Annotated in this window: 12 protein-coding genes; 6 read left to right on the top strand and 6 right to left on the bottom strand. The window is 69.7% G+C overall.

Translation table 11 applies throughout. From position 1 onward, the window contains the following. Window positions 1-356: 356 nt before the first annotated feature. The 4 genes from rplI to rpsF all read right to left on the bottom strand — a co-directional run bounded on the left by rplI (window position 357) and on the right by rpsF (window position 2,162). Window positions 357-803: a 50S ribosomal protein L9 gene (gene rplI, locus AOK09_RS27900; protein ID WP_055590015.1), complete on the bottom strand. Its 447-nt coding sequence runs from the start codon at window positions 801-803 to the stop codon at window positions 357-359. A gap of 17 nt (window positions 804-820) precedes the next feature. Beyond that, window positions 821-1,057 carry a 30S ribosomal protein S18 gene (gene rpsR, locus AOK09_RS27905; RefSeq protein ID WP_055590023.1) on the bottom strand — a complete coding sequence of 79 codons (237 nt, stop codon included), beginning with the start codon at window positions 1,055-1,057 and terminating at the stop codon, window positions 821-823. 98 nt (window positions 1,058-1,155) lie between these two features. Beyond that, on the bottom strand, window positions 1,156-1,728 hold the full coding sequence (locus tag AOK09_RS27910) for a single-stranded DNA-binding protein (RefSeq protein ID WP_055590016.1): 573 nt from the start codon (window positions 1,726-1,728) through the stop codon (window positions 1,156-1,158). A 143-nt stretch (window positions 1,729-1,871) separates the two neighbouring features. Next, on the bottom strand, window positions 1,872-2,162 hold the full coding sequence (gene rpsF, locus AOK09_RS27915; RefSeq protein WP_055590017.1) for a 30S ribosomal protein S6: 291 nt from the start codon (window positions 2,160-2,162) through the stop codon (window positions 1,872-1,874). A gap of 318 nt (window positions 2,163-2,480) precedes the next feature. Between rpsF and AOK09_RS27920 the strand changes: the two genes are divergently transcribed. Then, window positions 2,481-2,789, top strand: coding sequence for a hypothetical protein (locus AOK09_RS27920; protein ID WP_055590018.1), 309 nt, complete (start codon window positions 2,481-2,483; stop codon window positions 2,787-2,789). A gap of 158 nt (window positions 2,790-2,947) precedes the next feature. Beyond that, window positions 2,948-4,066 (top strand): lipid II:glycine glycyltransferase FemX, encoded by a 1,119-nt coding sequence (locus AOK09_RS27925; RefSeq protein ID WP_055590019.1) that lies wholly within the window; start codon window positions 2,948-2,950, stop codon window positions 4,064-4,066. Between the two features lie 61 nt (window positions 4,067-4,127). Here the strand turns inward: AOK09_RS27925 and AOK09_RS27930 are convergent, their stop codons facing one another. Both AOK09_RS27930 and AOK09_RS27935 read right to left on the bottom strand, forming a co-directional pair. Further along, the gene (locus tag AOK09_RS27930) at window positions 4,128-5,687 is read right to left on the bottom strand and encodes a glycosyltransferase family 87 protein (RefSeq protein ID WP_055590024.1); all 1,560 of its coding nucleotides are present in this window, start codon (window positions 5,685-5,687) and stop codon (window positions 4,128-4,130) included. A gap of 135 nt (window positions 5,688-5,822) precedes the next feature. Next, on the bottom strand, window positions 5,823-8,297 hold the full coding sequence (locus AOK09_RS27935; protein WP_245687509.1) for a transglycosylase domain-containing protein: 2,475 nt from the start codon (window positions 8,295-8,297) through the stop codon (window positions 5,823-5,825). A 703-nt stretch (window positions 8,298-9,000) separates the two neighbouring features. Here AOK09_RS27935 and AOK09_RS27940 point away from each other — a divergent pair. The 4 genes from AOK09_RS27940 to AOK09_RS40450 all read left to right on the top strand — a co-directional run bounded on the left by AOK09_RS27940 (window position 9,001) and on the right by AOK09_RS40450 (window position 13,178). Continuing rightward, complete coding sequence (locus AOK09_RS27940; RefSeq protein WP_055590020.1) at window positions 9,001-9,606, top strand: PadR family transcriptional regulator; 606 nt, start codon at window positions 9,001-9,003, stop codon at window positions 9,604-9,606. A 122-nt stretch (window positions 9,607-9,728) separates the two neighbouring features. Next, entirely contained in the window at window positions 9,729-10,811 is a 1,083-nt protein-coding gene (locus AOK09_RS27945) for an inositol-3-phosphate synthase (RefSeq protein WP_055590021.1), read from the top strand. Between the two features lie 221 nt (window positions 10,812-11,032). Continuing rightward, window positions 11,033-12,436, top strand: a complete 1,404-nt coding sequence (locus AOK09_RS27950) for an MFS transporter (RefSeq protein WP_055590026.1) — start codon at window positions 11,033-11,035, stop codon at window positions 12,434-12,436. 376 nt (window positions 12,437-12,812) lie between these two features. Next, complete coding sequence (locus AOK09_RS40450) at window positions 12,813-13,178, top strand: LppU/SCO3897 family protein (protein ID WP_055590022.1); 366 nt, start codon at window positions 12,813-12,815, stop codon at window positions 13,176-13,178. Window positions 13,179-13,379: the final 201 nt, after the last annotated feature.

Here is a 13,379-nt window from a genome sequence, read left to right on the forward strand (position 1 = left end):
GGGGTCGCCGCCGGCGTCCGGGTCGGGCCCGGGGCCGGACGGGCGCCGGCGGGCTGCCCGATGGGGGGCGGTCATCGCGACCTCCGCTGGTAGCAGTGGGGCGTTGCAGGACGGGGAGCCGGTCCGGCCCTGGGTACGCGTGCGCGCACCCGCTGGTTCGAGCACCACCATGGTCGTCCGCCGGGGCCCGGGCGGGGATGGGGGCGGTTACTCAGTCCGCTACTCATCCGGGTCCACGCAGATGAGTAGCCAAGGGTGGAACCGGAACCGGTCGGGTCCGGAAACGCCCGAGGGCCGGGACTCCCCTGGGGGAGTCCCGGCCCTCGGTACCGCGTGGTGTACGCGTCGCCTGAAGGTCAGGCGGCGACGACCGCGACCTCGAGCTTGGCCTCGACGTCGGTGTGCAGCTTGACGCTGACCCGGTGCGAGCCCACGGTCTTGATCGGCGAGGCGATCGTGACGGTGCGCTTGTCGACGGCCGGGCCGCCGGCGGCCTTGACGGCCTCGACGACGTCGGCCTGGGTCACCGAGCCGAACAGGCGCCCGGAGTCGCCCGAACGGACGGCCAGCTTGACCTGCAGGCCCTCGAGCTGGCCCTTGACCTCGTTGGCGTGCTCCAGCGACTGGATGGCACGGACCTTGCGGGCGCGACGGATGGCGTCGACGTCCTTCTGGCCGCCCTTGGTCCAGCGGATGGCAAAGCCGCGCGGGACCAGGTAGTTGCGGGCGTAGCCGTCCTTGACCTCGACGATGTCGCCGGCGACACCGAGGCCGGGAACCTCATTGGTGAGGATGATCTTCATGCTTCGGTCACCCTCTCTCAGCGAGCAGTCGAGGTGTAGGGCAGCAGCGCCATCTCACGGCTGTTCTTGACAGCGGTGGCGACGTCGCGCTGGTGCTGGGTGCAGTTGCCGGTGACCCGGCGGGCACGGATCTTGCCGCGGTCGGAGATGAACTTCCGCAGCAGGTTCGTGTCCTTGTAGTCCACGTAGTTGATCTTGTCCTTGCAGAACACGCAAACCTTCTTCTTGGGCTTGCGCGCAGGCGGCTTCGCCATCATGTACTCCATCGGTGTTCACGATCCGGGCGGCCACAGCCACCCGGGTCGCACGAAATCTCGTCCGCTTGGCGCAGGATCTCCGAGCGGGGAGCTCCTTAGAACGGAGGCTCTTCCGAGTAGCCGCCACCGGCCGGGGCACCCCAGCCGCCACCGCCGCCCTGCTGTCCGCCGCCCGCCGGGGCGCTGGACGCCCAGGGGTCGTCGGACGGGCCGCCGGAAGGCTGGCCGCCGCCGGAGTTGCCACCCCAGCCGCCGCCGCCCTGCTGACCGCCGCCGCCGAATCCGCCGCCCTGGCCGCCGGACCGGTTGGCCCGGGTGACCTTGGCGGTGGCCGAGCGCAGGCTCGGTCCGACCTCGTCGACCTCGACCTCGAAGACGGTCCGCTTCTCGCCCTCGCGGGTCTCGTACGACCGCTGACGCAGACGGCCCTGCACGATCACGCGCATGCCGCGCTGCAGCGACTCGGCGACGTTCTCCGCCGGCTGACGCCAGACGTTGCACGTGAGGAAGAGGCTCTCGCCGTCCTTCCACTCGTTGGTCTGGCGGTCGAAGGTGCGGGGGGTGGACGCGATGCGGAACTTCGCGACCGCCGCACCCGACGGGGTGAAGCGCAGCTCGGGGTCGTCGACGAGATTGCCGACGAGGGTGATGACGGTCTCGCCTGCCATGGTGGTGGTTGACCTCTCGGGAGGAGACGTTCCGTTCCCAGTGCTCCCGCTCGTGGAGAGGGAGTCCTGCGATGCTCACCGCATGTTTCACGTGAAACATGCGGCGTGAGACAGTCGGCGCCCCTAAGGGCTGACCGGCAGGCTCAGTGGGTGTCCGGGCGCAGCACCTTGGTCCGGAGAACCGACTCGCTCAGGTTGAGCTGGCGGTCGAGCTCCTTGACGACCGCAGGCTCAGCCTTGAGGTCGATGACCGAGTAGATGCCCTCGGACTGCTTGTTGATCTCGTACGACAGGCGACGACGGCCCCAGGTGTCGACCTTCTCCACATTGCCGCCGCCGGTGCGGACGACATTGAGGAAGTTCTCGATCAGGGGGGAGACAGCGCGCTCCTCGACCGAGGGGTCGAGGATGACCATCACCTCGTAGTGACGCATGTGGAACCCACCTCCTTTGGACTCAGCGGCCACGGTCTCTCCGTGGCAGGAGGGTTGTTGCGTCGGCGCCGGTTGCAAGGACAGAACCAACCGTAGTGGGGACCACTGACAGTCGGGCCACCCTGTGGATGCACCGGTGCAGACCTAACAGACTACCCGCACCCGAACGAGGTCTTGTAATCCTCGGGGCGATCGCCCCAATCTGGTACGCATCGGATGCGTGACACCGCAGCCTGTGCCACGCTGCCCGAGAGTGCGTGACCGGACGGCGCCACTGGACGGTGTGCGTCGCTTCCCTCCTCGAAGGAGGCAGATCCCATGGCACACGCCGTACGCCGCCCCATGGCGTTCACCCTCAACACCGACGGCCGGCCCCACCCGGTGGAGAACGCCCTCACCGCACTGACCGTGGTGCTCGGCCTGCTGGCCTTCATCACCTCCTTCTTCCACAACCTGCATCTGCTGACGTCCTGGAGCGGTCTCGCCGGCATCATCACCGGAGCCTGGGGCCAGTACGTCTCGGCGACCACCGCGGAGCGCTTCCTGCTGGTGATCTTCCTTGGCGCGAGCGCGGTCGGCTTCGGCATCGGTCTGGCCCACGGCGGCCTCTTCGGCGGCCTCTGGTAGCCCCCGGCCGCGACTCCGGGCGGCCCGCGCAACCGGCCGCGGCCACCGCACATATCCTCACCGGCCTGTTCCCCCGCTGACGGAGCGGGTGCGCGCGGGCGGCCGGGCGTTAGGCTCTCGGCCCGTACAGCGGCTGCCCGAAGAGGAGCGTCCCGAGCATGAGCCTGCGCCTGAGAACCATCAGCCGTGCCGAGCACCTCGCCTTCGTCAAGGGTCTGCCCTCTGCCAGTCATATGCAGGTCCCCGCCTGGGGCGACGTGAAGTCGGAGTGGCGCTCGGAGTCCATCGGCTGGATCGACGAGCACGACCGGGTCGTCGGCGCCGGGCTGGTGCTGTACCGCCAGCTGCCCAAGATCAAGAAATATCTCGCCTATCTCCCCGAGGGCCCGGTCATCGACTGGTTCGACCCTGATCTGGAGCGGTGGCTCCAGCCGATGCTGGCGCACCTCAAGGCCCGGAGCGCCTTCTCGGTCAAGATGGGCCCGCCCGTCGTGATCCGCCGCTGGGACGCCGGGGTGATCAAGGAGGCGATGGCCGAGGGCCACGCCAAGCGGCTGCGGGACGTCCAGGCCAGCTGGTACGAGCCGCGTGCCTTCGAGGTGGCCGACCGGCTCCGCCGCGGCGGGTGGCTGCAGGGTGAGGACGGCGGGGCGGGCTTCGGCGACGTGCAGCCGCGGTACGTCTTCCAGGTGCCGCTGGCCAACCGCTCACTGGACGACGTCCAGCGTGGCTTCAACCAGCTGTGGCGGCGCAACATCAAGCGCGCGGAGAAGTCCGGGGTGGAGGTCGTCCAGGGCGGCTACGACGACCTCCCGGTCTTCCATGACCTCTATGTGGTCACCGCGGAGCGCGACCGCTTCATCCCCAGGCCGCTGGCGTACTTCCAGCGCATGTGGCAGGCGCTCACCGCCGAGGACCCCAACCGGATGCGGCTCTACCTCGCCTACCACGAGGGCGAGGCCCTGGCGGCCACCACCATGCTCACCGTGGGCGAGCACGTCTGGTACTCCTACGGCGCCTCCGCCGACCACAAGCGGGAGGTACGCCCCTCCAACGCCGTCCAGTGGCGGATGATGCGTGACGCCTACGCCCTGGGTGCGACCGTGTACGACCTGCGCGGCATCAGCGACACCCTGGACGAGACCGACCACCTCTTCGGTCTGATCCAGTTCAAGCTGGGGACCGGCGGCCAGGCGGCCGAGTACCTGGGGGAGTGGGACTTCCCGCTCAACAAGGTGCTGCACAAGGCGCTGGACATGTATATGTCCCGCCGCTGAGCCCTGCCCTGCGGCCGGCCCCGGGGCGGGTCCCGGCCACGGCCGGCCCCGCCCCCAGGGCTCAGAGAGCGGGTTTCTCCGCCCCCTCGGGGGCGAGCCAGCTCTCGGGGCCGCCGCCGGCCGGCGCATAGGGCGCATAGCTGGCCTGCTCCTTGAGCCAGCGCGCCTCACCCAGGACGAAACGATCCGCCGCACCGTCCAGCACGCCTCCGGACGGGTCGTCGCTGCCGTCCCAGCGCACCGGGTCCCGGTCGGGAAGCAGGATGTCCCGCACCACCAGCGCGCACAGGTAGAGGGTGCCGAAGATGTGCACCAGGATCACCAGGCGGTACCAGGGCTCCGAGAGGCCGTGCTGCTTGGCGTCCGAGATGTACGAGAGGTACATCCAGACGCCGAGGAAGTACACCACCTCGCAGGCCTGCCAGATCAGGAAGTCCCGCCAGCGGGGCCTGGCCAGCGCGGCCAGCGGGATCAGCCAGAGCACGTACTGCGGCGAGTACACCTTGTTGGTGAGCACGAACGCGGCCACCACCAGGAAGGCCAGCTGCGCGAACCGCGGCCGGTGGGGCGCGGAGAGCGCCAGCCAGACGATGCCCGCGCAGCTGAGGATCATCAGCAGGGCGATGGCGGTGTTGAGCCAGGTGAGTCCCAGTGACTGCCCGCGCAGCTCCTGGATGATCAGCCAGAAGGACCCGAAGTCCTCCTTGCGGGTCCTGCTGAACTTGTAGAAGGTCCACCAGCCGTCGGAGTTCCACAGCATCACCGGGACGTCGACCAGCAGCCAGGCCCCGACCGCGCCCGCCGCAGCCCGGCCGAAGTCCCGCATCCGCCCGGCGCGCAGGCAGAGCGCCAGCAGCGGTAGCAGCAGCAGCACCGGATAGAGCTTGGCCGCGGTCGCCAGGCCGATCAGGACACCGGCGCCCACCGGCCGCCGGGCCGACCAGTACGCCATGGCCATCGCGGTCAGGGCGACCGCCAGCAGGTCCCAGTTGACCGTCGCGTTGAGGGCCAGCGCGGGGGCGAGGGCGAAGAGCAGCGCGTCCCAGGGGCGGCGGCGGTGGGTGCGCATCACCGCGATCACGGCCACCACCGCGCAGATCATCAGCATGCCCGCGTTGACCAGCCAGAACCACTGCTCGCGGTCGGGGGCCAGATTGCCCGTACGCGGCGTCAGCCAGGTCGCGACCTGCATGAAGAGCCCGGTGAGCACCGGGTACTCCAGGTACTGCATGTTGGGGTCGCGGGTGCCGTCCGGACCCGCCGGGATCATGTCCCGGTAGGGGAGCAGACCCTGGGCGAAGCCGCGGCCGGAGAACAGGTGCGGGATGTCGCTGTAGCAGGCGTGGGTGTACTGCGTGGTGGCGCCGTAGAACCAGCCGCTGGAGTAGCAGGGGGCCTTCTGCACCATGCCCAGCGCGAAGACCGCGACGACGATGAGCGCCAGCACCCGGCCCGGGGTCCACCAGGAGACGCCCAGCAGGGCGCGGCGGCCCGGGGGGCCGCCCAGCAGTTCGCTGCCTGCTGCGGCGACCGGGTCCTCGTCGGCGGGGACGACCACGGTGTCGGCAGGGGGCAGGACGGTCTCTGTCCCCGCGGATTCGTCATGAGCGCTCGACGTCATGGGCGCCATACTGCCGCACATTCCGGTGACCGCGCCCGGAGGGACCGTGAGAGGCCGCCGCCGCCCGGGGGCGGGGACGGCGAAGGGGTGCCGCAGCCGGATCGCCGGCTGCGGCACCCCTGGGGGACCGATGGGTCAGTTGGTGGTCGCCGCCTGGGTGGATCCGGTGCTCCCGCCCAGCAGCCCGCCGTTGTTGTTGCCGCCCGGACGGCCGCTGGGGCTGCTGACGGTGGGGCTGGCGGTGGCACTGGCGGTGGGAGTGGGGGTGCTGCCGCCGTTCCCGCCGCCGTTGTTGCCACCGCCGCTCAACAGGCCGCCGCCGCCGTTCCAGCCGCCGTTGGTGCCGTTTCCGGGGCCCGAGGTCGCCGGGTCCGGGGTGGTGGTGGCACTGGGCGGGACGTTCGACGAGGTGACGGTCGGCGTGGCCGACGGGGGCGCGGAGGAGACGCTGGCGCTCGGGGACGGCTTGACGGTGCTGGGCGCACCGGACTCGTCGACCTGGAGGGCGCCGAGGTCACCCGGCACCGGCAGCGGCTCCTCGGTCACACCGTTCAGGACCGCGGACATGTACTTGGTCCAGATCTCGGTGGGGTAGGAACCACCGTGCACCGAGTCCGCGGGGTTGCCGGTGCCGAGGCCGTTCATGGACTCCAGGCCGGACTTGCCGGGCTTCTCCCGCCACATGGCGATCGCGGTGGACAGCTGCGGGGTGTAGCCGACGAACCAGGCCGACTTGTTGTCGTCGGTGGTACCGGTCTTGCCCGCGGAGGGGCGGCCGAGGGCCTTGGCCGCGTTACCGGTGCCGCCGTCCTTCCAGATGACGTCCTTGAGCACGTCGGTCACGGTGTCGGCCACCGCGGCGTCCATCACCCGCTTGGGCTGGGGCGCCTCGAACCCCTTCAGCTTGGCGCCCTCGTGGGTCACGCTGATCACCGAGTACGGGTCGACCTCCTCACCGCTGGCGGCGAAGGTGGCGTAGGCGTTGGCCATCCGGATGGCGCTCGGGGTGGAGGTACCGATGGAGAAGGAGGCGTTCCGGTAGGCCAGGGTGCTCTTCAGCAGGCCGACCTTCTGGGCCATGTCCGCGACCTTGTCCAGGCCGACGTCCTCGCCGAGCTGCACGAAGGGGCTGTTGACCGAGTAGAGCATCGCCTTGCGCAGCGGGATGTAGCCCCAGGCGGCGGTGCTCTCGTTCTTCTGCCGGAAGAAGCTGCCGTCCTTGTTCAGCACATAGGTGCCGTCCAGCTGACGGATCTTGATCAGGTCGTTGCCGTTGTACCGGCTCTCCGGGGTGATCCGGGTCGGCTGGCCCTGGTCGTCCAGCTTGGTCTGCACGCCGTACTGCATGGCGCTGGCGAGGACGATCGGCTTGAAGGTCGATCCCACCGGGACACCGGTGGAGTTGGCGTTGTTGGTGAAGTGCTTGAGGTAGTCGGGGCCGCCGTAGATCGCCAGCAGCTTGCCGGTGCCCGGCTCCACGGTGGCGCCGCCGATCTGGACGTCGCTGTCGAACTTGGGGCGCTTCTTGGGGTCGAAGCTGGTGCTGGAGACCTGCTTCACGGTGGCTGCCAGCGCGTCGACCTTCTTCTTGTCGAAGGTGGTCCTGATGGTGTAGCCGCCCCGGTCGAGGTCCTGCTCCCGCACGCCGCCGTGGTCGATCACGTACTGCTTGGCGATCGTCACCAGGTAGCCCGTCTGGCCGCCGAGGTTGGAGGCTGCGTGCTCCTTTATCGGCTCGGGGAACTTGGTGCACTTGTTGCGGTCGGCCTGGCTCAGGTGGTTGAACCGGACCATGTTGTCGAGGATGTCGCTCCAGCGCTGCTTGGCGCGGGCGTGGTTGTCCGCGCTGATCGAGGGGTCGTAGTAGCCCGCGCCCTTGAGCAGTGCGGCCAGCAGCGCCGCATGGCAGGCGTCGAGGTTGCTGGCGTCGGTGTTGTAGTACGCCTTGGACGCCGCCTGGATGCCGTAGCTGCCGCGGCCGAACCAGCTGGTGTTGAGATAGCCCTCGAGGATCTGGTCCTTGCTGAGGGTCTTGTCCACCTTCAGCGTGACGAAGAGCTCCTTCAGCTTTCGGGAGACCGTCTGGTCCTGGCTGAGGAAGGCGTTCTTCACGTACTGCTGGGTGATGGTGGAACCACCCTGGGTCTCACCGCCCTTGGCCATGTTGAAGACGGCGCGGGCGATGCCCTTGGGGTCGATGCCGTGGTCGCTCTCGAAGGTGGCGTTCTCCGCCGAGATCGCCGCGTACTGCATCGCCTTGCTGATGTGGTCCAGCGGCACGATCTGCCGGTTGGTCTCACCGGTGGTCGCCATGGGGGAGCCGTCGGACCACTGGTAGATGTTGTTCTGCTGCTTCACCGCGGCGTTGAGGCTGGGCACCGCGGTGTGGGCGTACGCGTAGCCCACGGCGCCCACCATGCCGGCGAAGAGGATCAGGAAGGTGCTGAGCACCTGCCGCCAGGAGGGCAGCCAGTGGCGGACGCCGCTCTTGCCCCAACGGGGGTAGTCGATGAAGCGCTTCTTGGGCGGTGGCCCGGCGGCGCGGCCGGCCGGGCCGCCGGCTGCCCCGCTGCCGCGCTTGGCCGCCTTGCGCATCTCGGCCCGGGTCATCCGGGGCTGCTGGGCGGTCGGCGGTGGACCGCCGGGCCGTCCGGTGGTGCGACGCGGTGCACCAGGTGCACCGGGTACACCCCCCGGTCCGGGACGGGGCACACGGGGTTGCCCGCCGACCGGGTGCCCGGCCTGCGGGCTGCCGGTGTACGGGGGGCGGCCATTGCCGGCGGGCTGTGCGCCGCGCCGTCCAGGGGCGTTGCCGCCGCCCTGCGGCGGCTTGCGCCGGTGTTCGCTCATGCTCCAGCTACTCCTCGGCCAGGCGCTCGGGCCTGAAGGCGGTAGTCCACGTCCACTCCCCGCAGGTGGCCACGGCACCCGCAGGACTCCCCCGAATCACCTGCCGTCCGGGGCCGCTCGGGCCCGGCACGGCGGAATGCACCGGGAACAACGACGTCCCGGATACCTGATCGGTTCCCGACTCCCCTGTGCACAGGCGACAGCGTACGCAGGCTGCACAGCCTCTAAATCGGGCATCAACTGACAAACCAGACAAAGCAGTCGCAGATCATTACGCGGCCGTTGCCCGAACGGGGGTGACGGGGCCCCTTGCACACCTTGTGATCACTTTCACCCGACCCCCCCTTGCCCCGGAGGAACCCTCCGTCCTATGGTTCCGATATATCGAGTCGATACATCGCAGCGGCATATCGCTTCGATGCATCGCTCCCGACCATGGGTCCCGGAAGGAGGCGAGGCGGACATGAGCAGGCGCTCAGGGATCCTTGAATTCGCCGTCCTCGGCCTGCTGCACGACGCACCCATGCACGGGTACGAGCTCCGCAAGCGGCTCAACGTCCTGCTGGGCTCCTTCCGTGCCTTCTCGTACGGGACGCTCTACCCCTGCCTGAAGAACCTGGTCGCCCAGGGCTTCCTGGTGGAGGACAACCCGGACGAGCAGTACGTGCCCGCCACCGCGCTCAACGGCAAGCGATCGAAGATCGTCTACCGGCTGACCCCGGACGGCAAGCAGCGTTTCGAGGAGCTGCTCTCCGACTCGGGACCCGACGCGTGGGAGGACGAGCACTTCGGCGTCCACTTCGCGTTCTTCAGCCGTACCGACAAGGCCGTCCGGATGCGCGTCCTGGAAGGACGCCGCAGCCGGCTGGAGGAGCGTCTGGAGCGGATGCGCACCTCGCTCGCCCGCACTCGCGAGCGGCTGGACGACTACACCCTCGAACTGCAGCGGCACGGCCTGGAATCCGTGGAGCGGGAGGTCCGGTGGCTCAACGAGCTCATCGAGACCGAGCGCGCCAACCGGTCGGGCCGCGGCAGCCCGGAATCGCCGCCGGACCGGCCGGAGCGCTGACACCGCGGTACCCGCCGTCACCGGCCGGGACAGGAGCGGCAGGGGGGACTGCCGGCGACTGCAAATCAATCACGTCGAGGTCCGCCACAGGACGGACCTCTTGAGAACAGGGAGCAACCGGAATGGGTTCGGTTCGCGTAGCCATCGTGGGCGTGGGCAACTGCGCCGCGTCGCTGGTGCAGGGCGTCGAGTACTACAAGGACGCCGACCCGGCCGGCAAGGTCCCCGGCCTGATGCACGTCCAGTTCGGCGAGTACCACGTCCGCGACGTCGAGTTCGTCGCCGCCTTCGACGTGGACGCCAAGAAGGTCGGTCTCGACCTGGCCGACGCCATCGGCGCCAGCGAGAACAACACCATCAAGATCTGCGACGTCCCCTCGACCGGTGTCACCGTGCAGCGCGGCCACACCCTGGACGGGCTCGGCAAGTACTACCGCGAGACCATCGAGGAGTCGGCCGAGGAGCCGGTGGACGTCGTCCAGATCCTCAAGGACCGCCAGGTCGACGTGCTGGTCTGCTACCTGCCCGTCGGTTCCGAGGACGCGGCGAAGTTCTACGCCCAGTGCGCCATCGACGCCAAGGTCGCCTTCGTCAACGCCCTCCCGGTCTTCATCGCCGGCACCAAGGAGTGGGCCGACAAGTTCACCGAGGCCGGTGTGCCGATCGTCGGCGACGACATCAAGTCGCAGGTGGGCGCCACCATCACGCACCGCGTGATGGCCAAGCTCTTCGAGGACCGCGGTGTGGTCCTGGAGCGCACCATGCAGCTGAACGTCGGCGGCAACATGGACTTCAAGAACATGCTGGAGCGCGACCGGCTGGAGTCCAAGAAGATCTCCAAGACCCAGGCCGTCACCTCCCAGATCAAGGACCGTGACCTGGGCGCCAAGAACGTCCACATCGGCCCGTCCGACTACGTCGCCTGGCTGGACGACCGCAAGTGGGCGTATGTCCGCCTCGAGGGCCGTGCCTTCGGCGACGTCCCGCTGAACCTGGAGTACAAGCTCGAGGTCTGGGACTCCCCCAACTCCGCCGGTGTGATCATCGACGCGCTGCGTGCCGCGAAGATCGCCAAGGACCGCGGGATCGGCGGCCCCATCCTCTCCGCTTCCTCGTACTTCATGAAGTCGCCGCCGGTGCAGTACTTCGACGACGAGGCCCGTGAGAACGTCGAGAAGTTCATCCGCGGAGACGTCGAGCGCTGAGCGCCGCGCCCCGGCCGGGGACACACCGGCCGCTGAGCGCACCCGACGAGGGCCCTTCCATCCTGTGCCTGGCACGGTGGGAGGGCCCTCGTCCGTTCCCCGGCCGGACCGGGGCGTGCGACCCTTGACCTGTGGCGATCACCGACGGGCCCGCCTCCGCGCCCACCCCGCAGCAGGCAGAGGGACCCGGCGGGCGGCCGGACTCCTCCCACCGTTCCCAGCTGGCGGCCCTGGTGCGGCTGAGGGACTTCCGACGGCTGCTCGGGGTACGGCTGCTCTCCCAGCTGTCGGACGGCGTCTTCCAGGTGTCGCTCGCCTCCTATGTGATCTTCTCTCCCGAGCGGGAGGCCACCCCCGCCGACATCGCCTCGGTCCTGGCCGTGATGCTGCTGCCGTTCTCCCTGGTCGGGCCGTTCACCGGCGTGCTGCTGGACCGCTGGCGCCGCCGCCAGGTGCTCTTTCTGGGCAATCTGGCGCGTTTTGTTCTGGGCCTGGTCACCGCGGCCCTGGTTCTGGGCCGCGTACCGGACTGGCTCTTCTTCGCTGCGGCGCTGCTGATGACCGCGCTCAACCGGTTCATCCTGGCCGGGCTCTCCGCGGCGCTGCCCCGGGTGGTGGACGGCGAGCAGCTGGTCACCGCGAACTCCGTCTCCCCCACCCTGGGCACGGTCGCCGCCACCGCGGGCGGCGGCGCGGCCTTCCTGGTCGACCTGGTGCTGCCGCGCGGCGTGCCCGCCGACACGGCCCTGGTGGTCCTGGCCGCCCTGCTCTATCTGAGCGCCTCACTGGCCGCCCGGCGAATGCCGCCCGACCTGCTCGGACCCGACCTGCTCGGACCCGACCTGCCCGGACCCGACCTGCCCGGGCCCGACCTGCTCGGTCCTGCACTTCCGGGGCCGGCCGTCCAGGAAGACGGGACCCCGGCCCCGGGGCGGCACCTGGAGCGCTCCTCGCTGTCGGCAGCCGTCACGGACACCGTCCGCGGCCTCGCGGACGGCGTGCGGCACCTGGTCCATGACTGCCGGCCCGCCGCCCATGCGCTGGCCGCGGTGACGGTGACCCGGTTCTGCTACGGCACGCTCATCGTCATGGTGCTGATGCTGAGCCGCCACACCTTCGGCTCCGCCTCCGACGGGGCTGCCGGTATGGGCACCCTCGGCGTCGCCGTGGCGCTCTCCGGTGCGGGTTTCTTCCTCGCCGCGGTGATCAGCCCGTGGGCCACCCGCCGGCTGGGCGTGGCCGGCTGGATGACGGCCTGCCTGGTGGCGGCCGCCGTCCTGGTCCCCGGGCTCGGACTCTTCTTCTCGCCGGTACCGACCATGGGAGCCGCGCTGCTGCTGGGCGTGATCACCCAGGGCGCCAAGATCTGCACCGACACCATCGTGCAGAGCTCAGTGGAGGACGACTACCGCGGCCGGGTCTTCGCCGTCTACGACGTGCTGTTCAATGTCGCCTTCGTGGCGGCCGCCGCACTCACCGCGCTGGTCCTGCCGCTCTCCGGGCGCTCCGCTCCGCTGCTGGTCGCAGTCGGTGTGCTGTACGCGCTGACGGCCGCCGTCCATGCGCGCGCCGTACGGCGCACTCCGCCCCCGCAGCCGCATGGTGAGCGCACCGCCGCACGGTGACCGGGGAGCCGCTACGGTGCTGGACTTGACGGTCCGCCAGTTACCGGAGGTCTCCTTGAGCACGCCGCCGCAGCCCAATCCCTACGCACAGCCGGGCGGACAGCCGCCCCCGGGGCCGTACGGTCCTCCTCAGCCGCCCCAGCCGCCCTACGGTCAGCCGCAGCAGCCGGCACCGCCGCAGGCACCCTACGGACAGCCTGGCTACGGGCAACCTGCGTACGGGCAGCCTGGGTACGGGCAGCCGAGCTACGGACAACCGGCCTACGGGCAGCCGGCCTACGGGAGTCAGCAGCAGCCCTACGGCGGGCCCACGCCACCACCACCCCCGCCGCAGCCGTACGGGCCGCCACAGCCCGGCGGATACCCTCCGCCTCCCATGCCGCCGGCACCGCAGCAGCGCCGGTCGCCGCTGCTCTGGCTGAAGGTGACCGCCGCCGCCCTGGTGGTCGCGGGCGGTCTCACCTGGTACTTCGTGACCAAGGACAGCAACCCCGACTATGCGAAGGTCGGCGACTGCGTTCAGCAGACCTCCGGTGACGACGTCAAAGTGGTGCCCTGCACCGATGCCAACGCCCAGTACAAGGTGCTCAGCCGCTACACCGGCAGCAGCCTGACCAGCAAGTGCGACTCCGTCACCGGCACCACGGCGGTGTTCACCGGAAGCAAGAGGTCCGGCAAGCACCGAACCACCCGCTATGTCCTGTGCCTGGGACCCAACAAGGCCTCCTCGGCGACTCCTTGAGCCCATGTCAAGGGTCACGATTCGGCCACCAGAAGCCGTCCCCATCGCATTTTCCGTACACCTGTCGGGTGCACGCTCATATCGTTCGGGGCTGCACCCCATCCCGAACGCCGAGGAATCCCCATGAGCACACCTCCCCCGCCGTACCCACAGAGCCCGGTCCCGGCCGCCCAGAACCCCTACGCCACCTCGGTGCCGCCG

The sequence above is a fragment of the Peterkaempfera griseoplana genome, from assembly GCF_001418575.1.
Classification (GTDB): Bacteria; Actinomycetota; Actinomycetes; order Streptomycetales; family Streptomycetaceae; genus Peterkaempfera; species Peterkaempfera griseoplana.